General features: G+C 39.5%; 22 protein-coding genes. 3 read left to right on the forward strand and 19 right to left on the reverse strand.

Annotated features, from left to right (window positions below; translation table 11 throughout):
* Positions 1-434 precede the first annotated feature (434 nt).
* The 3 genes from ftsH to ACHUFV_RS18800 all read right to left on the reverse strand — a co-directional run bounded on the left by ftsH (position 435) and on the right by ACHUFV_RS18800 (position 3,413).
* A complete protein-coding gene (gene ftsH, locus ACHUFV_RS18790; RefSeq protein WP_394236842.1) occupies positions 435-2,252 on the reverse strand; it encodes an ATP-dependent zinc metalloprotease FtsH in 1,818 nt (605 codons plus the stop codon).
* Positions 2,253-2,328: 76 nt separating this feature from the next.
* Positions 2,329-2,733: a Spx/MgsR family RNA polymerase-binding regulatory protein gene (locus ACHUFV_RS18795; protein WP_394236843.1), complete on the reverse strand. Its 405-nt coding sequence runs from the start codon at positions 2,731-2,733 to the stop codon at positions 2,329-2,331.
* Between the two features lie 62 nt (positions 2,734-2,795).
* Positions 2,796-3,413: a TetR/AcrR family transcriptional regulator gene (locus ACHUFV_RS18800; protein ID WP_394236845.1), complete on the reverse strand. Its 618-nt coding sequence runs from the start codon at positions 3,411-3,413 to the stop codon at positions 2,796-2,798.
* 337 nt (positions 3,414-3,750) lie between these two features.
* Here ACHUFV_RS18800 and ACHUFV_RS18805 point away from each other — a divergent pair, with 337 nt between their 5' ends.
* From ACHUFV_RS18805 to ACHUFV_RS18815, 3 genes are read left to right on the forward strand one after another with little or no spacing between them, the layout of a single operon-like run.
* Positions 3,751-3,939, forward strand: coding sequence for a PLD nuclease N-terminal domain-containing protein (locus ACHUFV_RS18805; protein WP_394236847.1), 189 nt, complete (start codon positions 3,751-3,753; stop codon positions 3,937-3,939).
* Positions 3,940-3,953: 14 nt separating this feature from the next.
* Complete coding sequence (locus tag ACHUFV_RS18810) at positions 3,954-4,847, forward strand: ABC transporter ATP-binding protein (RefSeq protein WP_394236915.1); 894 nt, start codon at positions 3,954-3,956, stop codon at positions 4,845-4,847.
* Complete coding sequence (locus ACHUFV_RS18815) at positions 4,844-5,620, forward strand: ABC transporter permease (RefSeq protein ID WP_394236849.1); 777 nt, start codon at positions 4,844-4,846, stop codon at positions 5,618-5,620. The genes ACHUFV_RS18810 and ACHUFV_RS18815 overlap by 4 nt, the downstream gene beginning before the upstream one ends.
* A gap of 86 nt (positions 5,621-5,706) precedes the next feature.
* On the opposite strand, the gene ACHUFV_RS18820 is transcribed toward ACHUFV_RS18815, so the two are convergent.
* From ACHUFV_RS18820 to ACHUFV_RS18895, 16 genes are all read right to left on the reverse strand, one after another.
* A complete protein-coding gene (locus ACHUFV_RS18820) occupies positions 5,707-6,300 on the reverse strand; it encodes a CDP-alcohol phosphatidyltransferase family protein (protein WP_394236917.1) in 594 nt (197 codons plus the stop codon).
* A gap of 52 nt (positions 6,301-6,352) precedes the next feature.
* Entirely contained in the window at positions 6,353-7,363 is a 1,011-nt protein-coding gene (locus ACHUFV_RS18825; RefSeq protein WP_394236851.1) for an ABC transporter ATP-binding protein, read from the reverse strand.
* Between the two features lie 5 nt (positions 7,364-7,368).
* A complete protein-coding gene (locus ACHUFV_RS18830) occupies positions 7,369-8,187 on the reverse strand; it encodes an ABC transporter permease (RefSeq protein ID WP_394236853.1) in 819 nt (272 codons plus the stop codon).
* Positions 8,175-9,059 carry an ABC transporter permease gene (locus ACHUFV_RS18835; RefSeq protein ID WP_394236855.1) on the reverse strand — a complete coding sequence of 295 codons (885 nt, stop codon included), beginning with the start codon at positions 9,057-9,059 and terminating at the stop codon, positions 8,175-8,177. Before ACHUFV_RS18835 ends, ACHUFV_RS18830 begins: the two co-directional genes overlap by 13 nt.
* 1 nt (position 9,060) lies before the next feature.
* Positions 9,061-10,332 (reverse strand): ABC transporter substrate-binding protein, encoded by a 1,272-nt coding sequence (locus tag ACHUFV_RS18840; protein ID WP_394236857.1) that lies wholly within the window; start codon positions 10,330-10,332, stop codon positions 9,061-9,063.
* Positions 10,333-10,349: 17 nt separating this feature from the next.
* On the reverse strand, positions 10,350-10,562 hold the full coding sequence (locus tag ACHUFV_RS18845) for a hypothetical protein (RefSeq protein WP_394236859.1): 213 nt from the start codon (positions 10,560-10,562) through the stop codon (positions 10,350-10,352).
* Positions 10,563-10,564: 2 nt separating this feature from the next.
* Positions 10,565-11,314: a glycine/sarcosine/betaine reductase selenoprotein B family protein gene (locus tag ACHUFV_RS18850; RefSeq protein WP_394236861.1), complete on the reverse strand. Its 750-nt coding sequence runs from the start codon at positions 11,312-11,314 to the stop codon at positions 10,565-10,567.
* Positions 11,286-12,305, reverse strand: a complete 1,020-nt coding sequence (locus ACHUFV_RS18855) for a lysylphosphatidylglycerol synthase transmembrane domain-containing protein (RefSeq protein ID WP_394236862.1) — start codon at positions 12,303-12,305, stop codon at positions 11,286-11,288. Before ACHUFV_RS18855 ends, ACHUFV_RS18850 begins: the two co-directional genes overlap by 29 nt.
* Positions 12,302-13,417: a TVP38/TMEM64 family protein gene (locus tag ACHUFV_RS18860; RefSeq protein WP_394236864.1), complete on the reverse strand. Its 1,116-nt coding sequence runs from the start codon at positions 13,415-13,417 to the stop codon at positions 12,302-12,304. Before ACHUFV_RS18860 ends, ACHUFV_RS18855 begins: the two co-directional genes overlap by 4 nt.
* Positions 13,418-13,489: 72 nt before the next feature.
* Positions 13,490-14,197 (reverse strand): YdjY domain-containing protein, encoded by a 708-nt coding sequence (locus ACHUFV_RS18865; RefSeq protein WP_394236865.1) that lies wholly within the window; start codon positions 14,195-14,197, stop codon positions 13,490-13,492.
* A 305-nt stretch (positions 14,198-14,502) separates the two neighbouring features.
* Positions 14,503-14,913 (reverse strand): hypothetical protein, encoded by a 411-nt coding sequence (locus tag ACHUFV_RS18870; RefSeq protein ID WP_394236867.1) that lies wholly within the window; start codon positions 14,911-14,913, stop codon positions 14,503-14,505.
* Positions 14,914-14,993: 80 nt separating this feature from the next.
* Complete coding sequence (locus ACHUFV_RS18875) at positions 14,994-16,349, reverse strand: rhodanese-like domain-containing protein (RefSeq protein ID WP_394236869.1); 1,356 nt, start codon at positions 16,347-16,349, stop codon at positions 14,994-14,996.
* 265 nt (positions 16,350-16,614) lie between these two features.
* Positions 16,615-17,028 carry a hypothetical protein gene (locus ACHUFV_RS18880; protein ID WP_394236871.1) on the reverse strand — a complete coding sequence of 138 codons (414 nt, stop codon included), beginning with the start codon at positions 17,026-17,028 and terminating at the stop codon, positions 16,615-16,617.
* Between the two features lie 355 nt (positions 17,029-17,383).
* A complete protein-coding gene (locus ACHUFV_RS18885) occupies positions 17,384-17,647 on the reverse strand; it encodes a hypothetical protein (protein WP_394236873.1) in 264 nt (87 codons plus the stop codon).
* A gap of 105 nt (positions 17,648-17,752) precedes the next feature.
* On the reverse strand, positions 17,753-18,055 hold the full coding sequence (locus tag ACHUFV_RS18890; RefSeq protein ID WP_394236874.1) for a hypothetical protein: 303 nt from the start codon (positions 18,053-18,055) through the stop codon (positions 17,753-17,755).
* Between the two features lie 364 nt (positions 18,056-18,419).
* Entirely contained in the window at positions 18,420-19,544 is a 1,125-nt protein-coding gene (locus ACHUFV_RS18895; protein ID WP_394236875.1) for a cysteine desulfurase family protein, read from the reverse strand.
* Positions 19,545-20,158 lie beyond the last annotated feature (614 nt).

Consider the following 20,158-nt stretch of genomic DNA (forward strand, 5'->3'; position numbering starts at 1 on the left):
CTATACTGCAACTCTGTCTCATGATTGCTCTTCTTCTGACACATCTTGCTTTCTATAATACAACTCTGTCTCATGATCGCTCTTCTTCTGTCAAATCTTGTTTTTTAAAATGCATATTTTGCTTTCTTCTGTCCGAAGATTCAATTCGTTATTTAACAATTCCTTTATTTTATCGATATATGAACATGTTTTTTAGCCTATCATCTAGCAAAGAAATACACGAATGGATAATGCCTATTCGCAAGTTTTTAATTGCCGATATTTTCCCATGTGATTTGTTGAAAATCCAATGCGAATAGGGTGCGAAATCACTGTGATTTCGCACCCTATTCGCATTGCGATTTACTGTTTTATACCTTTAGATGACAACACCTTTTTTCTTAACAACCCGCCCATATCCATTTCATAGAGAGCACACTATCGTGCCATGCTTCCTACTCCGCATTTAAGATATTCATGAATTCTTCACCGGTAATGGTTTCTTTTTCAACTAAATACTTCGTTAATTCGTGTAATTGAGCTTTATTTTCTTCTAGAATTTGAATGGCCCTTTGATGACAGCTTTTAATGATAGTTAAGACTACATCATCGATTCTTGAGGCCGTTTCGCCTGAGACGATAAGCGATGTATCTCCGCCTAAGTATTGATTATTGACCGTCTCTAACGCCATCATATCAAATTCCTCTGACATCCCGAATCTTGTTACCATAGCTCTTGCAATTTTGGTGGCCTGTTCAATATCATTAGACGCTCCAGACGTTATCGTTTGGAAAATCACTTCTTCAGCAGCACGGCCGCCCATGTACGTTGTGATTTTATCTAATGCCTGTTCCTTTGACATCAGAATCTGCTCAGCCTCATCGACCTGCATCGTATAGCCTAGCGCACCAGAGGTTCTAGGGATAATTGTAATTTTATGAACAGGAGCCGAATGGTTTTGCTTGGCAGCCACTAGGGCATGTCCAATTTCGTGATAGGCAATCGTTAATTTATCCTTCATCGAAATAACCGCATTCTTTCTTTGATACCCGGCAATAACCACCTCAACCGATTCCTCTAAATCGCTTTGAGAAACAAGATTTCTTCCCATTCTTACGGCCCTTAAGGCAGCCTCATTAATAATATTGGCTAAATCCGCACCAGAAGCGCCTGAAGTGGCCCTTGCGATAACATTAAAATCAATACCATCCTCAAGCTTTACATCCTTTGCGTGCACACTAAGAATGGCTTCACGGCCCTTTAAGTCCGGTAATTCAACAGGGACTCTGCGATCGAATCGTCCTGGCCGTAACAAGGCTTTATCAAGTGTTTCCGGTCTATTACTCGCTGCTAAAATAACAACCCCTTTATCAGCATCAAAGCCATCCATTTCCGTTAAAAGCTGATTTAATGTTTGTTCTCTTTCATCATTCCCACCCATTGGTCCGGAATTTCTGCTTTTTCCAATTGCATCAATTTCATCGATAAAAACAATACATGGCGCTTTTTCCTGTGCTTGTTTGAATAAGTCCCTTACCCTGGCTGCACCCATCCCGACAAACATTTCAACAAACTCAGACCCCGAGATTGAGAAGAAGGGTACTTTTGATTCACCTGCTACTGCCTTTGCCAATAACGTTTTACCGGTTCCTGGAGGACCAACTAGCAACGCACCTTTTGGAATGTTCGCTCCAATGTCGCGATATTTATTCGGATTGTGGAGATAATCGACAATTTCCTGTAACGCTTCTTTTGCTTCATCCTGTCCCGCTACATCCTCAAAAGTAATGCCTGTCTGTGCTTCCACAAAAACTTTAGCATTACTTTTTCCAAAGGAAAGAGCGTTTCCTCCTCCAAGCTTACTCTGCATTCTCTTAAAGAGCCATTGTCCAATGGCAATAAAAATTAGCAGCGGTAGAACCCATGACAAAATAAAGCTTAGGATAGGAGAAGTCTCCCTTGGTATAACCCTTGTAAATTCAACATCCGCCTTATATAAGCGATCGACTAGCTTAGGGTCTTCAATCGTCCCTGTCTTATAAAGCTGACCTTCCTCGCCTTCATTTGATTTAAAGACAATATAATTGTTTTCAATTTCAACCTCTTTTACTTTCCCGTTCTCAACCATATCTAAAAAAGATCCATAATCGACTTCTTTAACCGATTGACCAAAGATAGCGGGGAAAATAAATGAATTTAATAGCAAGATGACAATAATGGTTATTGCATAGTAAAAGACAATCGGCTTTTTGGGTGATTTAACTTCCTTCATATCGCTTCCTCCGCATTCTTGATAGCCTTGTCTAAGAGCTGTAAATCACTAATTGATTTTTCCTATTGGGCTTGACTTATGCCAAGTTGAGATTATTCATTCGCCAATTTAACCACTGTTTTTTCCGCGTTTGTCTCGGAAGAAACTGACGAATCTCATCCTTATGAAAGCCAGCCAGAAGTCTCTTTTCATCGAAAATAATGGGACTTCTAAGCATTCTTGGATGCTCATGAATGAATTCAAGCAGTTCCTGTAATGAAAGGTCCTCTAAATCTAATTTTAAATCCTTATATGCCTTTGACCTTGTAGCAATAATTCCTTCTGTACCGTCCATTGACAGGCGCAGAATACCTTGAAGTTCACTTACTGTCAGCGGTTCCTTTAACATATTACGTTCCTCATATGGGATTCCATTCTTTTCGAACCACTGTCTTGTTTTCTTTGTCGAACTACAATCTAATCCATAAAGTTTCACAGTCATTTGCCATTCTCCTTCTAATTAACATTTCTTAGTTTGCTTCCGCATATGTATGACGGCAAGGTTTATTTTGATTTATAAATTCCATGCTTGATTAAATCCATCCGCATTGTAAATTGTTTCATCGCCTCTTCATCAGACAGCTCCTTCGAGAGCTTCTCAATGAAATTGTGAAAGGCGACTGCCGAAATGATTTGTAAAATATGGGTCAATTCTTTCTCTTCCTTAATATTTAACCGCTTCAGGTCAACTACCTCTAATATTTCTTTGAAATAATCGTTATCATGTGACGCATGAAACATATTGGCAAAGGAGTTTTCAACCTTGTGTGTCGCATACAGCATGGCATTCTTTAAAAAATCCCTTTCCTCCTCATCAGGAATCATGACAAGAAAACGATGGTACAATTCCATTATCGTCTCGATAATATCCCCGTTATGTTCTCTCAATAAGGTAATCAAGTGCACTTTGTTTTCCTTCAATTTCTCGTCCAACAAATAGAAATAGAGATCTTCTTTATCTTCAAAATATTGATAAAAGCTCCCCCGTGGAATACAAGCCATTTTTACAATATTGGCAATGGATGCTTCATATAGAGGGGATTTGGAAAATTCCTTTTCTGCTGCTTCGATTAATGTTTTTCTTTTCGACTCTGCTAGATTAAAAAACGTTGGTTTCGGCACGACTCTACCTCCAAGTCATTACGAGTAAATGACACCTTGTCACTTTCATGTTCTTATATTAATATGACGCCGTGTCACTTGTCAACTTTTTTGTGACACAGTGTCATATTAACCCACCTATCTTCTGCTTCCTTTTCTATAATATTCTCCGTAAAACTCCAGTTTTTAATTAAGTCAATTCACCCCATCATATCCTCTGCTCAAACTAGTTTTCAGAGTTTTCACATTCTACCCTTCTGCTATCATATATAATTTAATTAGATACAACTAAATCATGCCGTTGCGGAGGAAGCAAGAGAACCGTCCCCCCGCTTCCGAAAAAGGAGTTGTTTGAGCCATGGAGATCAATTGGGCACTGGTGGCGCCTATTTTGGTGCTTCAGATTATTTTGATGGTTTCTGCGTTGGTGAGCTGTTTGAGACATGAGGAAACAAACGGTCCAAAATGGTTATGGATTTTGATTATCCTGTTCGTCAATATGATTGGGCCGATTCTCTATTTTGTAATTGGAAGAAAAAATCAGTAGGGGGTGGAAATATGCTGCTCGAGGTTCGCGATCTATCCAAAAGCTTTAAACATCATCAAGCGGTAAAGAATCTTTCCTTTGACATTGAAGAAGGTACCTGTGTTGCATTAATTGGACCAAATGGTGCTGGCAAAACAACAACACTAAAAATGCTTGCCGGACTCCTGACACCGACTTCCGGCACCATTCAGTTTCCTGGAGAGCAGAAGAAGGATTATCGTTATCTCATTGGCTTTTTACCACAGCATCCTGCCTTCTTTTCCTGGATGACTGCCAAGGAATTCCTACTTCTTGCTGGAAAGCTGTCACAGATGCCGAAATCAAAGCTTACCTCTAAGATCAGTGAAACCCTTGAATTTGTTGGTCTTTTAGATGTGAAAAATAAACGGATTGGGGGTTTTTCCGGCGGTATGAAGCAAAGACTTGGTTTAGCGCAGGCCCTTTTACATGAGCCCGAGCTTTTAATTCTCGATGAACCGGTCTCTGCTCTTGATCCGAACGGGAGACGGGATGTGCTGCAGCTATTACTACGTCTGAAGGACCACATGACGATCCTTTTCTCCACCCATGTCTTACACGATGCGGAACAGGTCTGTGATTCAGTCATGATGTTAAAGGAAGGAATCATCAAGTGGAATGGCAGCCTGCTCTCTTTAAAGGAAAATCATACATCTCCAGCCATTAGAATAAAGACAGCACAAAGGATAGAGCATTGCTTTAACGATATTCCAGGCTTAGAGCATATCGAATATGAGGATGCTAAAACAGCCGTTCTCTATTTTATTAATAGGTCAGTCAATACCGATCTTTTACTAAAAGTAATCCTAGAAAAGAATCTAACCCTTCTAAACTTTGAACAGCTTCAAGATTCCCTGGAGGATGCCTATATGAAGGTGATGAACCAATGAAAACTTTAATGACCTTATTCTATAAAGAACTAGTGGAAAGCCTGCGAAACGGTAAATGGATTTGGCTGCCGATCGCTTTCATCATCATTGGCATCTCACAGCCGCTGGCAAACTACTATATGCCGCAAATCCTCGAAAGCGCCGGTAATATGCCTGAAGGAACAGTCATTGAAATTCCGACACCAACAGGAGAAGAAGTCTTATCATCGACGCTCAGCCAGTTCGGATCAATAGGAACGCTCCTATTTGTCCTTGCAGCAATGGGTGTTATCGCTAATGAACGACAAAACGGTTCCTTAACACTTGTGATGGTCCGCCCTGTGAGTCCATTTCAATATATTACAAGTAAATGGTTCTCACAAATACTCATTTCCATTGTGTCACTTTTCCTCAGCTACGGTTTGACCTGGTATTATACAAATTTACTATTCAACCCCGTTAAATGGGACACGATGCTTACCAGCTTAGTCATCTACAGTTTATGGATTGTCTTTATCATATCCGTCACGATTCTGCTTGGTACCTTACTTAAGTCTGCAGGCGGAATTGCAGGTGTAAGTATTCTCATCCTAGGCGGTCTTTCACTAGCATCCAGCCTGTTTACGAAATACACAAAGTGGAGCCCGGCTAACTTGCGGTCACATGCATCTGCAGTTCTCCTAGAAGGTGGGCTATTGGAAAACGGCTGGCTTGTTATTTGGACAACGCTTGGCCTTTCATTGCTTCTTATTGCTGTCGCTGCGCTGAATTTCAAACGGTTTGAGCAATTTTAAAAGCAGCAGGGAGCCCTGCTGCTTTTCTTAAACAAATGTTTGATTGAATGAATTTTTACTCTTAGGAAGAAAGTGGTCCCCTTCTTCTATTCCTTTAAAATTCGCCTAGCCTCAAGCAGTCTTTGCATTCCTGTGAATAGTTCAACAGCAATGAAGAGAATGGTAACGATGGCAAGATGGGATTGCAGTAGTACCATTAGAGAGAATAGAATGAATCCTTCCGTTCGTTCGGCAAGGCCTGGCTGATAATAAAAGGATTTTTCACTTTGCTTATCTGACACGGCACCGACTGTTAGAAAGATGGTCATCGTTATGATAATTGAAATCGCCAGCAGCATGAGTAAAAATAATATATTCGGTTCGGGGTGGCGAAGAGATAGAGCAATTATAATCCCCACCTCTACAATCCGATCGAAGGTCACATCCAGCACCGTTCCCCAGCTTGAGGATGAATGACTTAACCTTGCCATACTTCCGTCAACTGCATCTAGAAAGCCTGAAAGCCAAAGAATTGCGACACCTAAATAAGGTTGATCATAATAGGTAACAACACTTGCCGCAACACCCACAATAAAGGCCGTCACCGTAATTTGATTTGGTGTTGAACCAAGACCCAGCAGCCCTTTCGCCGTTCGTTCTATTATAGGTTGTACATACGTACGTCCATGTGTATCGAGCACATCCATCTTCCTCTCAGCAATCTAGTTCTATCTTTTGCACTAAAGCTTCCAGTCAGTTCCCCTTAGGATACCAAACTATTTTTCCTACCGGAATTCCAACCTTAACCCTTGTATCCACAGTCGGGGCAGTTCCCCAAACAGGAAGCTGTACCTCTATCTCACCGCTCTGTACCTCTACTAGAATTGTTTGCATTCTCGGTTCATATTTTACCCTTATCACTCTTCCATCTAATAAACGATAACCGTCCTCATTTTCTATATTTGAACCCTCAATTGACAACTTCACAGATTCAGCAGGAAGCCAGCCCATTTCGTGAACATCCTGCTCTTTAGGCAGCTTCCCTACCCACTTTTCCCATTGCTCACGTGAAAAACGATTCTTTAATGAAAAAAATGCCGCTGCTTCTTCACTTATTGGTTTTTGGTAAAAATCAAGCGGCTTCCCTTCCTGAATAATCCTGCCCTGCATTAATAATCCCACTCGGTCAGCAACGGAAAAAGCTTCATCCATGTAATGGGTAATCCATAGAATAGAAAATCCCTGCTGTCTCTGGAGACTATACAGCCACTCAGTCAATTGTATTCGCAAAGGGGCATCAAGGGAGGCAAACGGCTCGTCCAATAAAAGTAAATCCGGTTCTAGCACAAGAACTCTGCCGAGAGACACACGCTGTTGCTGTCCACCAGAGAGTTGGTGCGGGAAACGGTCTTCCAACCCTTCTAGTTGTAAAATACTTAAATACTGCTTCACCTGTTGGTACCGTTTCTTGGCAGGAATCCCACGGGCCCGTAAGCCGAATGCTAAATTTTCTAGTACCGTCATATGTGGGAATAACCTCGGCTCCTGAAAAACAAGACCCGTTTGGCCTTTTCTATCCTCCCTCCAGGATATAGTTCCTTCTGAAAGGGGAGTGAGACCGGCGATTCCTCTTAATAGGGTTGTTTTCCCACTTCCTGACGGCCCCATTAACACATAGATTTCCGCTTCACCTATTTCAAGTGAAATAGCATCGAGAATTTGTTGATTCCCATAGCGAATTCCAGCATCCTTTATTTTTAGCATTTCCTTCACCCCCTTAATCCAAAGACCTTCTTATTACACCATTTCAATAGAACATAATAAATCAAGACTAACAGGATGACCGGAACAAAAAACCATATCGAATAAACTGCCACAATCGATGCATTCCCGCTGCTGGCAAATGGGAAAATAATTAATGGCATCGTCATTAATGTCCCTCCGCTCATAATCCACGTCGGCAAATATTGACTCATTGATATGACTACCACCAGCAGGCATGAGAGCAGCAAAGCAGGAGTCAATAACGGTAATTCAATCCATAAAAAAATCTTCCATCCACTGGCACCAAGACTAGAAGCTGCCTCCTGCACTTTTACACCAAGAAGATTGAACTGATACCAAAGCATAGTAATAAAATAAGGCATTGTGACTAATGTATGCACAAAAGCAGTACTGAAATAATCAGGTAAAAAGCCAAGTTGAACGGATAGATGGTGTAACCCCATCACAGATACAGTTAACGGGATGAATAATGGGGAAAGGAGAAGAATAAAGACCATTCCTTTCCCCGAAAATTGCCTTTGACTCAATGTTTTTGCCGCTGGAAAGCCTAATAGAATGTTTAATAACACTGTGATACCTGCAATCACCATACTATTTGTCAGTGCCTCAAAGGCTCTGCCTGACGGAGAAAATAAATAGCTCCATGAGTCAAGACTCCATACCTTCGGAAGCAATTCAGGCCACGGCCAAAGTTTTGTAAAGCTCCATAAGATTAGCGAGATGAGGGGAAGAATAATAAACAAACTCATGCCAATAAGGAAAAACCAGATAAGCATTCTTTTCACTAGAATTAACCTTTCCATACTCTTCTCCCACTTTCATACCATTTCTTCTGGCATGCCAATAAAACAATTCCGATAAGCAATGATACGAACGCAAGCACAATATTCATCGCAATGGCCAACGGTTGTCTACTCAATCCAAACTGAGTGTATTCCTGCCAGGCCATCACAGGAATAAATCCAAACGAGGTTCTAGCCATCAATGCTGGGATTTCATAAGAACCTAATACAAAGGAGAACACGATCCACATGCCGCCAACCCATATAGGTAAAAGAATCGGAATTAAAACCCAACGAATCATTTGTGAATTATTGGCGCCAAGCATGTTCACAGTATCCCTCCACTCATGCAGAAGCTTTGTAACAAAAGGATAAAGCAGTAACACAATGAACGGAATCTCCTTCCAGGAATACGCCAGCAGCACTCCTATCCCCCACTGATCATGAATCAATACCGGAAAGGCTTCGAACGAATCAATCCAGCCCAAATGATAGGCAATGCGAGAGTACCAGCCTGTTTGCATAAAGACCTGTGTCAGCATATAAGCCGCCAATAAATGAGGAACACCAAATGGAAGCTGAAAAATGAGATGTGTCCATGTTTTGTTATACGTATACGTGGCTAAAAGCAGTGCAATCAACAGCCCCATGATGCCTGACAAAAGCGATACAGCCCCTGCTATACCAACTGTTACGCCAAGTGAAGCTAAAAAGGAACCATCAAATAGCTCTTTATAGGCCCAGCCTATCTCATTTACCCCGTATATCTCCTCATACTCCCCAAGACTGATCCTGAAGGAGTAAATAAATCCGCCAATAAAAAAGAAAATCACAAACAAAAGGGCTGGGAGAACCCCAAAAAGCCCTTTATGCTTATGAATAGATTTTGTCATCTTATAGATTACCAACATTCTCAATCCAGCCCCGTTCAAGCCATTCAACATATTCTGCACTTAACTCTGGTAACCGGTGCTCTGAAAGTTCTTCCTGTGTTAAAGTTGCCGGGCCTCTATCTATTTTTTCTAACCTTTGTTTCGCTTCTTCCGGCAAACGATCAATTGTTAGTGTTGTATTTTCTCCCCAATACTGCAGTTCCATCTTCTTCAATTGTGCATCAGTTGATAAGAAATGATTCACAACGACCATAGCAGCATCCTTGTTCGGCGCATTATATGGAATGGCTAAGAAATGTGTATTTGCTAATGTCCCTTTTTCAAGGACAAACGTTTTTGAGCTTTCAGGAAACTCTCCACTCTTTATATAATTTGAAGTACCTGCTTCATCATATCCCATCGTCATCCATACTTCTCCATTTTTGTATAGCTGGTCAAGCTGGGCAATGGATTGTGGATATGAGGTACCTTCTCTCCATAAATAGGGCTTCATCCGGTTCAAAGCAGCCCATACGCCCTTTGCTTCTTTTTCAATGAGCTTCTGATCAAATCCATTTAAGTAGGCAGAATAATCGTCACTTGTTTCATTTAACATATGGCGGATAAACGCACTTCCCGTAAAATCAGGCGGCGCAGGATACGTAAACTTACCGGGATTTTCCTTCACCCATTGTTCAAGCTCCGCTAATGATCTTGGAGGATTTTCTATTTTACTTGAATCATAGGTAAAAACAAATTGCACTTTCCCCCATGGAGCTTCATAGCCTTCAGTTGGAAAACCAAAATCATACTGTACATCAGGACTGTCGGCATCCACATATTCTTGAAAGTTAGGTAAAACGTTTGTAATCGGTCCAAGTAACAGATCCTTTTCTTTAGCTGTTTTAAAGTTTTCACCGTTAATCCACAGAACATCCATGACGCCCTCATTATTTTTTGCCTGTTTTTCAACGACAAGCTTGTTGATGAATTCAACTGCATCCATCGGCTGTCTCTTAAGCGTAATATCATACTCTTTCTTCAATTGTGGAGCGATATACTCGTCAATATAGCGATTGATTCCCTCATCACCGCCCCAAAGATAAAAATTAACTGTACTACCTTTTGCATCTGACACAATTTCTTTCCAGTCCTTATCCAACACGGATACATCAGCTGTACTCTTACCTTTTTTGTCAGTTGTATCCTTGCTTTCTTCTTTAGCAGAGCATCCAGCTACTATGAGCAAGAAAACCATGAATAATGCAAACCCACTTTTTTTCAATTTTTTCAACATCTATTCCCTCCAAATTATGTATGGCAGTTTGATTTACAATCAAAATACCCGTCCAGTTGACCCAGCAGAAAATAAATAGAAAAGCTAATACTGTCTGTCGCTAATACTACAACCAGCGATAAGCTGCAAATTAATCCAACCATATTAAATAGTATTATTATACAAAGCAGCATCCACCTAATATGCCAGATGACCTTTTGAATTTTTCGCGCCGGATTCTTTTTCACTCTTACCCGCGCCCCTTCCATTTATAAGGAAGCTTAACAATTGTTTCGGGCTCCTCTATTTCTATTAAATAGTTCATACAATCTAATAGTATTTGCTTTTGCATCGTGATTTCACCCGCTCTTCCAAAACTTCGACCAAGCGGGAATTTCGTTTGTAGGGCCCTTGGAACTCGAACCTTCTTCGTCAAATGACCTAAATGCGAAATTGAAATCGATGGAATCCCAGCTTTCTCAATCGCATATTGAATCAACCCCACGGATTGATGGCATATATATCAGCCAGGATTTAATATGACAGCGTCTACCTTTTCCTCCTGCAGCTGTTTGATGATCAAGGGAATCGTTTCTTCGATTAACGGTTTTGTATCTGGTATATATCCCATTAATCCGTAATGGGTTGGTGCTGCTTTGCCAATTTGGCCTTCTGCTGCTAACTCGTTTAATCTTGTTATTGGAAAAACACAATTGATATCCTGATCTGCATCAGAACGATCATAGTGTGTGTGGCTTATCATGAGTTCCTCTTCCCTACAGTCAGAAGAAAGAAATCTGACGGTTGCATCTCCCGCCTCCACATCAAATATATTCTGTGTTTTCAAATGAACGCCAGCCGTTGTTACGAGAGCAACGACAGAATCCTTCAGTGGTTTTTTATATAGAGTAAAAGGAATTTCTCCTTTAATAGAATGGACCATGTTTTGTGCTTTCATCCCAACAACAGACTCAATCAGCTTGTTGCCCGATAATTTCATGATGGACTCTCCTCCTTTCTACAAGCCAGAATAACCCTCCAATCGAACTAGAGATTGTGACAAGAACGAAAAACAATAATGAAACAGATAATGCAATTTCATCTGGAACACCAAGACCTTGAAAGAAAAAGATATACCCCGCTTCACGAACACCAAGGCCATTTAGAGAAACAGGCAGCATCGTGATTACGGATATTAAGGTGATAATGACTAATAGATGAAGAAAGGGCACATCGATTCCAAAGCTTAAAAATAATAAATCATTAATCCATGCCATCCCAGCCTGAAAGAGAAGGGAAAGCAGCATAATCATACTCCACCATTTCCAGCCTTTATTTTGATAATTTTTTGCTGTCTCCCCGAATTTTCTAATCGCTTGCTTTCCTTTCATTACATAACCGTTTATTTTCCCGGAGGACGTTTTATCAAATGGATTAGAATGATCTTTTTTCAGCAAAAGCTTAATCAATAAATAAACGGCCGCCGATATAGCCAATAAAACAAGTAATGAGATTAAATACGGTCTTGATTGATCCATGAACAGAGCTGAGATTAGAACGATTCCTACAAGGACAATGCCACTTGTAATCCGTTCAAATAATACAGATGCAGCTGCTGTTGCTGCACTTGTATTTTTACCCAAGTAATAAATACGAATTACATCACCACCGACACTTCCAGGCATAAAATTATTAAAAAATAAGCCGATATAATAAAGCTTACCTAGTTGAGTCATTGTAGAATAGTCGCTTTGTTTACTAGTATCTGAGCTGTCCACAAGCATCTTCCACTTCCAGATACTTGTTGCAACCGTTATTTGAATGGCAAGAAAGGCCGCCCAAAGAAAAAGGGGTGAGCCCTCCTTCATAACACGAAGGGCTTCATCCCACTCAATCATCAGCATTAACCAAATCATTAATCCCGCGCTTACAGCCATTCTAAAGATTAATTGAAATCGAGATTTAGCTCGTTCTTCTGTTGTAGTACTCATTGGACCTTAGCCCCTTTTTTCCCCTTCAATATTGAATTTAGCTTTGGTTTAAAAATCACTCCAAGTACTGCTAGTGCAATGACAACCGTAAACAGAGTAAATAAAATTTGCACTGTACCTGAAGCATTTTCTCCTAAATACGAATAGAGAATGGTAGCCGGTAATTGACCTAGACCTGTAGCCCAGAAAAAAGACCAAAAGCGTACAGATGTCACACCGCCCGCGTAGCTGACTAAATCGAAGGAGACTATCGGTAGAATCCTTGCTAAAAATATTGAATGTTTCCCGTACTTTTCAAAGAATAGATCCCACCACTCCAAAGCCCTTTTCGAAACGATTTTTTCCACCACTGGTCGTCCTAGGAACTTCGCCAGATAGAAACAAATAACAGCTCCGAGCATGGCACTGCTCCATGAAAGAATGGCTCCATAAAACCAACCAAATAAAAGTCCGTTTGCAAAGGTAATGACAAATGCCGGAAGTGGAGCCATGACAGATTGGAACACCATTAATAGAGCTGAGATAACGGCTGCTAATGGACCAAAGGATAGTAAGAAATCACGAAATCCTTCAACATCTGCATTCTTTAAATACACAACTGAACTGTTAACAAGATCATGGATTGCACCTTGTCCTAAATAAAGGACAAGAAAAACTCCCAGCAGCCCGAAAAATGATATCATTCCAAATCTACTGGACTTAGAAAGCCTATTCCAGTCCATATTTGGGTTACTTTTAATAGTTAAAGGAGTTCTTTGCGCTGCAAACAGGGCAATTAAGCCAACAACTAAACCTACTACTAAAACCATATTCATTCCGCTTAGTGAAACTACATTTTCAATAAGCAAACCCTTTCGCACCATAAAAGCAGGCATGATCGAAAGACTGCCATTTAGAACATGGATGATCAGGATAATAGCTAGACTTAGGATGGCCGCAATCGTACTGACCAGCTTTTTCTCCCATAAGGATAAGCTCTTCGCATTCATAAATACTCTCGCAAAGAAATGCCATAAACCAGCAAGTACAGCAACTGTGATGATCACTTCGCTATCAAAGCGCATATCGACAAACTTACTTTGAATAAGCAAGGCTGTGACCGCTGTACCCATGATCAGGTATAGAAATAGCGCTGCTATGAGATGTATGATTGCTTGAAATAAAATTTTCATTATATCACCCGATTACTGAAAATTATAAGTAAGAATAACACCAGTTCCGTCCTCTGGAAGTACATCTGCATTACCGTGGAATTCCGCTGCACCGCTTTCAAATGCTCCAACTGGCTGATTTGCATTGCTTGTAATCCCTACTGGGCAGCTATCAAAACACATGAAACATCCAGTAACCTTTGCTGCAGCTGCATCATAGTTGCCGCCGAAATGGTACTCAAGCTTTTTACCAGTACTATCAACCATTACATCATTGATATCAAAGTCTTTGTCAGCACCTTCCCATGTGATGCTAACATTTACTGTATCACCTTTAATAAATTTTCCTTCTGCTGTTTCTTTAAATTCCTTACTAGCATCTCCACCTTTTTCAACGGCTGGCGTACCGCCTAACTTTGTTAATGCTTCATTAAAAAGCAGTGGATCCGCATATGTCTTAAATACTGCTTGATCTCCATATTTTCCATCAACCCAGTTTGCACCGTGACGAGTTGGCGTTACAAGATATTTACCGTTTACTGTTGCATAAACCTGTACTGTTTTTTCTTCTTCATTAACTACAATTGGATTTCCCTTACTTAACTTAGAAGTTTCTTCGACAGCTTTTTCTTCCTTTTGCACTGGTTCTTTAGCTGTTTCTGTTTTTGAGGAGCATGCTGCTAAAACAAACATGGCTAGTAACGCTGTAAGAAATAGCTTGAACATACGTTTCATTTTCATATTAGATCCCTCGATTGATTTATTTGACCCAATAAACTGCATAACAAAGCGGTGCCGCTCTCAAAAAGGATGACACAATTCTGTTTATCAATTTAATAATATAATTTCAATTTGTAAAATAATTTGTGATAAAAAGCACAAATTATTTTACATTAACACTACTATCGTGTTATTATTATAGGTTTGCTTGTTATCTAGGTCTCCTTCATTATAAGTAATAATTATGGGGAATTGTATATCATTTTATCTATATAACAATTGGAAATATATCGTTTTTACCGATATAACAATTTAGACACAATTCACTATTTACAAGGCTTATTTTTTACCAATACAACAACAACTAAAAAGTATTGTAAGATAACGATTATCGCAATTCCGAATCCAAAGATTGGATAGGCACTTAAGTTTTGAAGTGATAGGAGAACAACCCCAATTGCTTGATAAGCAGTTAAATAAATCAGTAATCTTCTAGTACTACCCATTTTAATTTTGAAATATAAAAAGAGGCAAAGAATCAATCCAACTATTAATAAAATGGTATAAAGTTTAATCCGTTCTGGGGTAAAGACCGTTGTAGCATAATGCGTTTTTTTAAACAATAAGTATCGATTGACCCCCATTTTTGAAGAAGATAAATTTTCTAAAATTGCCGCTCCGCCTATGACTACTAATGGAAAAATGAAAAATACCAGCCATCTCAGAAATTTCCCCATGTAAATGCCCCCTATTACTATTTATAAAGGTTAAAAGACAATACAAGATATCGTATTGTCTTTTACCTTATGACGATAGATTATTTAGTTGGTTCACCCGTTTCAACTGGGTTTGAAGGATCCATACTCCACTCATTCCAGCCGCCATCATATAATTTTATATTTTCTAATCCCATGACGTCTGCATAGAATAATACTTCAGCAGCTCTCCAGCCTGTTCCACAATAAAAAGCAAGCTGTTTATCCGGTGTGATACCTTCCGCTTTCCACATCGAAAGTATTTCATCACTGTTTCTCATTGTGTTATCTAAATTTCGGTAATCCTCAAGATGCATTGCATCTGATCCGGCGTGACCCCAAAGTGATCCAGCAGGACGACCTTTTGGTTCAATATAATCATAGCCTGATACTTTACCCGTAAATTCGTCCCAGCTACGAATATCTACAAGTATACTATTTTCTTTATCAGCAAGAATTTGCTTTGCTTCTTCTAAATCAATAATATAGTCAGGATTAACCGGGACAGTTGCGCCAAAGGATTTGACCGCTGTCTTTTGGTTTTCCTTTTTCTCAATCTCATAGCCTGAATTGCTCCAAGCTTCCCACCCGCCGTTTAATACGCGGACATCCTCCACACCCATGTATTTTAAAATGACGGCAACACGGTAAGCTGCTGTTGGATCTGCTCCGTAAAGTGCAACAGTTGTATCAGCGGTAATGCCATTTTTCAAAGCGAATGCCTCAAGCTCTGAATCCGACAAGCGATTCCATACAGGCCCTTCTTCTACTTCATCTGTATTAATATGAACAGCTCCCGGGATATGGCCTTTTTTATAATCCTCGGCTTCATCACCCCAGCTTACTTCAAAAACTTTATATGGTTGACCATCATTATTATCTTTAATTAAATCATTAATCCATGTTGCCGGAACAACCATCTCATAGTTTGGATAGCTTTCCATTGCCAGCTCTTTGTTAGCTGCCCACTCTTTTACATCAAAGGTATATACGTTCTCAAACCCTTGCTTCGTTAGATAACCCGCTACTTCCTTTGCATCTTTTCCGTTTGCATCATATAGAACAATGTTTTTATCTGCTGTAATTCCTTTTGTTTTTAGTACTTCACTAATCTTTTCATCCATTTTGTCAACATCGGCAGTTAACCATGCAGCTGAGAAATCAACTGCACCTTTAATATGTCCGCCTCTTTCTACTCCATCTAATGCCCAGCCATTCCAAGCATCATTTGATCTTGTGTCAACAACAGCCCAGTCATCTTTCCCTAGGTTTTCTTGAAGGTCTGCCAAGGTGAGCACTTCAATTTCATCTGTTGAGTCCTTAGCTTCACTGGCTTCTTCATTATTTGAGCATGCTGAAATCAAAATACTGCAAATGAATAAGAAACCAATTAAAAATAATTTACGGTTCAGCTTCATCAGTTTTCTCCTAACAAATTAGTATTTTAGAATATAAATAAAGCGCCTTATTAGAAGTATCATCTTATTAAACGCTTCCTAATTATTATAGAAAAGTTATTCTAATAAACAAATTCAAAATATCGTTGGTATGTTTGAATAAGTAATCGGTATTTTATATAGTTGTCTATTTCTTGAACACCGTTTATTGAAGCGTTTTACAATAATGAAGTTACGTATATGGCGACATAAAAAATCCCCCAACTAATTGGAGGATTCATGCACTTTAATCTGGATTTACATAAGGGATATACTGCTCCAGTTCCTTTTGAAAATCCTCTAAATCTACTAGATTCTTCAGGTTAATCTTTACCTCACCGCCATCCTTTTTAACCAGACAAATATAATTGGAAAGCCCCATCCACATAAAATAATAGCCTTTAACAAGGGCAAGCTCGACTTTTTTTCTTTTGGATATGAGATAACCATTCTTTACCACAAAAATGGTACTTGGTTTGATCAGATTGATAAATGAACGAATGAAGACAGGAAAAAAGCAAAGGGCAAGAATTCCAGCACCAACAAGTCCAAATTCCATTTCCCTAATGCCATATGGAATCCCAATAATAGCAACTAAAACAAACACAAATGAAGCCAAAAACTTAATCACTAACTTTTTCCTATTCGATCTAACCACCATTGGTTTCACCACCTTTCTGTGCGAAGCAGGGGGACGGTTCTCTTGCTTCCTAGTTTAAATCATTAATAACAACTTAGGTTCGTTTACTCCCAGATCATTAGAAAGAATTGATTGATAGGTAACTCTATCTCCGTAATGCCTTACGTCTAAAATTTACACCTTTATTTGCGATACGTCATCCCCAGCCGTTTCATATAGTTAAACAGTTTACATTATTCTCACATTGCTTTGCTCTGTCACTTAAAAAGAGTCTAGTGAAATATATACAAATGTTTGATTACATTTCTTTATTAAGAAGATTATGTATCAAAATGTATCACAGCATGAAAAAAGCCCTCAGTTTTATTGAGGGAATTTAGTGGTACAGAGATTGAACTTTCTCGAGATCTGATAAGAAATGTTTGATATCTTCCTGGCTAAGATAGACAGGCATTTGGTCGTATAAGGTGATAACTTGGCCATCCGGTTCATTTTCATGCTTTTTCAAGTAATGGTAAAGAGCATTTAATTGGTTTTCCTTAATAGTTGATTCAGTTGAAAAATGCTTCATTTGCTGCAATGTAAATTCGTTCATCTGTTCGTCAAACTCACCAGAAATAATATTGCCTTTCAACTGCATATGACCACTCCCCTTCACATCCTCATTTCTGCTAGTTTATCCAGAAAATGAATTGTTATCAGGAGGTCATAGCCATGTGGAAGCAGAAGAACCGTCCCTCCGCTACTATTCAAATCGTCTTTTCCTATTTAAGATAAACAGACTGCCTCCGAGTGTAAGTGCTGATATGAATTTGCTTGCCAAGAGCAAATAGGAGGTGGTTTGAGAATCGATTGGTATATGAGGAAGGATAACCAGGAGATAGATGAAGACAAGTCCGAGTATTAGAGCGATATAGGCATGGTTAAAGGCTTTGTTTATTATCTCCTGTCCCCTCTCATCCTTTGAACCCTTGAGAACAGAAATAACGTAAGTTAAAACGACAATGATAAAATAGGCCACCGTGATTACCGCAACGTCAATGCTCATGTTTTATAGCTGCCCCCTTTATCTTTTATATTTTTCAATCTACAAACAGGTTGGCAACAGATACAAACAAACGTATCACACACTAAAATTAAAGTCTGTCATATTTGGACATACTTATCCCGACTTGACAGACTCCACCTATGTTCACGTATATTTAATTGTACTATTCTCATTTCAAGAATTTATAAAAAATTATATCTATAACTAGCTTACCATATTAAAGTTAATTACTCCAAGCGTTTGTATGTAGAAACTATTTGTTTAGGATAAGATCTTTGTTTTTACGGAAACCTTCTTAAAAAAAGAAGGCCAACTGATTTGTATCATTCAGTAGACCCTCGGATTAATCATGTATCCATTCTTCTTAATTTTTTAGCGCGCTTTTCAATAATTCAAGGGTGGTGTCTATATCACTTTTCGTTGTATATCTTCCTAAACTAAAACGAACTGCCCCCTTGCCGGCACTCTCCTTTACCCCCATGGCTTTTAACACTGGTGATAAGTTTACCTCGCCTGTATGACACGCTGATCCGGTAGAGGCTGCAATTTGCGGGACGGAATCCAATATATCTTGGCCTACCCTATTCTCGAAGTTAATATTTAGCGTATTTGGAAGACGAAGTTCAGTATGCCCATTTAAAGAAAGAGCGACATCGGGCAATTTCCTTAACCGGTCCCAAAAATAATCTCGAAGCTCTTGAATCTCCATATTCTGCTCTAAGCTCTGATGCGCAACTTCGCAGGCTTCACCCAATCCAACAGCTAATAAGACATTTTCAGTACCCGCTCTTCTCCCGCTTTCATGGCCTGCTCCATGTATCAACGGCTCAATCTCAATTCCTTCTCTAATAAATAGTGCGCCTATTCCCTTTGGTGCATATACCTTGTGACCGGCTAAGCTTAGAAAATCAACCCCAAGCTCTTTTACATCCACCTGCACCTTTCCAACGGATTGTGAAGCATCTGTATGAAAAAGAATATGATATTTTTTTGCTATCTCACTAATCTCTTCGATAGGCTGAAGCGTTCCAACCTCATTATTTGCATGCATGACAGAAATTAGTATTGTTTGATCTGTAATGGCTGCCTCTATATCATGAGGGTTTACACGACCAAATTGGTCAACCCCAATATAAGTAATGGTTGCCCCTTGTTTTTCAAGGTATTCACATGGCTTTAAAATAGAGGGGTGTTCAATCTTGGTTGTAATAATATGATTTCCCTTATCTCTTGACTGCTGGAACACGCCTTTTAATACATGATTATTGGACTCACTTGCACCACTTGTAAATATGATTTCACTCTGTTTCACGTTTAATAGTGCCGCTACTTGTTTTCTTGCTCGCTCAACAGCTTGTTTTGCATCGACGCCCGCAAAGTGAAGAGCAGATGGGTTTCCGTAGTGATTTTCTAAAAATGGCAGCATCGCCTTCCGCACTTGCCCTGCAATTGGTGTACTTGCATTGTAATCTAAATAGATTCCTTTCATGACAACACTCCCTCAGCTTATAGATGACCTCTGGAATTATCCTTCCTTTACATTGATATAGTCACTCAATTAAAAGAATGACTTTGTTACTAATAAAATGTCAAGTGAGAATTCACTCCTTATCCTTTTAACGATCATTTCCCTGTAAAACTATTTTGGAAATGGTTGTTTTAACTGTAGTCGCAAAATTAAAGTGTATTCTCCCCCCTTCTCTCAAACCCTTGTCATTCCTGCCTTTCTCCGATTTTCCCATTTTCTGTAGGCAAATGAGTTGTTCCCCCGTTCGCTCCTTTTTTCTCCTATTTTTTGTCAGAATCCTGATTTTTTAGGAAAATAAGTTGTTCCGTAGGAACAGGGATAAAAATGGGTCAGGGCTAAGGGTTTTTCCTGCTTTTTCTCCTGCCCTTTTTCTCTCTTTTCCTCTGGTTTTTATCTTGAAATCGTTGATTTATCGGGCTTTATCAGACGTTTCCTCCTGCCTTTATTCATGCCTTTCTCATGCTTTTTACTGGCTTTTTCTCCGCTTCTGGACACAAAAAAACGAGGAAAACTGGAGGCTATCCTCCAATTTTCACTCGTTTTAGGGAACAACTTATTTAACCAAGGGAACAGTT

This window comes from Niallia oryzisoli (assembly GCF_043641075.1).
In the GTDB taxonomy this organism is placed as follows: Bacteria; Bacillota; Bacilli; order Bacillales; family Cytobacillaceae; genus Bacillus_BD; species Bacillus_BD oryzisoli_A.

Coding starts and splice junctions, on each gene's coding strand:
- ACHUFV_RS18865 (WP_394236865.1), bottom strand. CDS start 14,197: ATGAAAATGAAACGTATGTTCAAGCTATTTCTTACAGCGTTACTAGCC.
- ACHUFV_RS18835 (WP_394236855.1), bottom strand. CDS start 9,059: ATGACAAAATCTATTCATAAGCATAAAGGGCTTTTTGGGGTTCTCCCA.
- ACHUFV_RS18795 (WP_394236843.1), bottom strand. CDS start 2,733: ATGACTGTGAAACTTTATGGATTAGATTGTAGTTCGACAAAGAAAACA.
- ACHUFV_RS18890 (WP_394236874.1), bottom strand. CDS start 18,055: ATGAGCATTGACGTTGCGGTAATCACGGTGGCCTATTTTATCATTGTC.
- ACHUFV_RS18870 (WP_394236867.1), bottom strand. CDS start 14,913: ATGGGGAAATTTCTGAGATGGCTGGTATTTTTCATTTTTCCATTAGTA.
- ACHUFV_RS18895 (WP_394236875.1), bottom strand. CDS start 19,544: ATGAAAGGAATCTATTTAGATTACAATGCAAGTACACCAATTGCAGGG.
- ACHUFV_RS18880 (WP_394236871.1), bottom strand. CDS start 17,028: ATGGTGGTTAGATCGAATAGGAAAAAGTTAGTGATTAAGTTTTTGGCT.
- ACHUFV_RS18825 (WP_394236851.1), bottom strand. CDS start 7,363: ATGCTAAAAATAAAGGATGCTGGAATTCGCTATGGGAATCAACAAATT.
- ACHUFV_RS18805 (WP_394236847.1), top strand. CDS start 3,751: ATGGAGATCAATTGGGCACTGGTGGCGCCTATTTTGGTGCTTCAGATT.
- ACHUFV_RS18885 (WP_394236873.1), bottom strand. CDS start 17,647: ATGCAGTTGAAAGGCAATATTATTTCTGGTGAGTTTGACGAACAGATG.
- ACHUFV_RS18860 (WP_394236864.1), bottom strand. CDS start 13,417: ATGGGTACAGCGGTCACAGCCTTGCTTATTCAAAGTAAGTTTGTCGAT.
- ACHUFV_RS18830 (WP_394236853.1), bottom strand. CDS start 8,187: ATGGAAAGGTTAATTCTAGTGAAAAGAATGCTTATCTGGTTTTTCCTT.
- ACHUFV_RS18875 (WP_394236869.1), bottom strand. CDS start 16,349: ATGAAGCTGAACCGTAAATTATTTTTAATTGGTTTCTTATTCATTTGC.
- ftsH (WP_394236842.1), bottom strand. CDS start 2,252: ATGAAGGAAGTTAAATCACCCAAAAAGCCGATTGTCTTTTACTATGCA.
- ACHUFV_RS18855 (WP_394236862.1), bottom strand. CDS start 12,305: ATGAGTACTACAACAGAAGAACGAGCTAAATCTCGATTTCAATTAATC.
- ACHUFV_RS18815 (WP_394236849.1), top strand. CDS start 4,844: ATGAAAACTTTAATGACCTTATTCTATAAAGAACTAGTGGAAAGCCTG.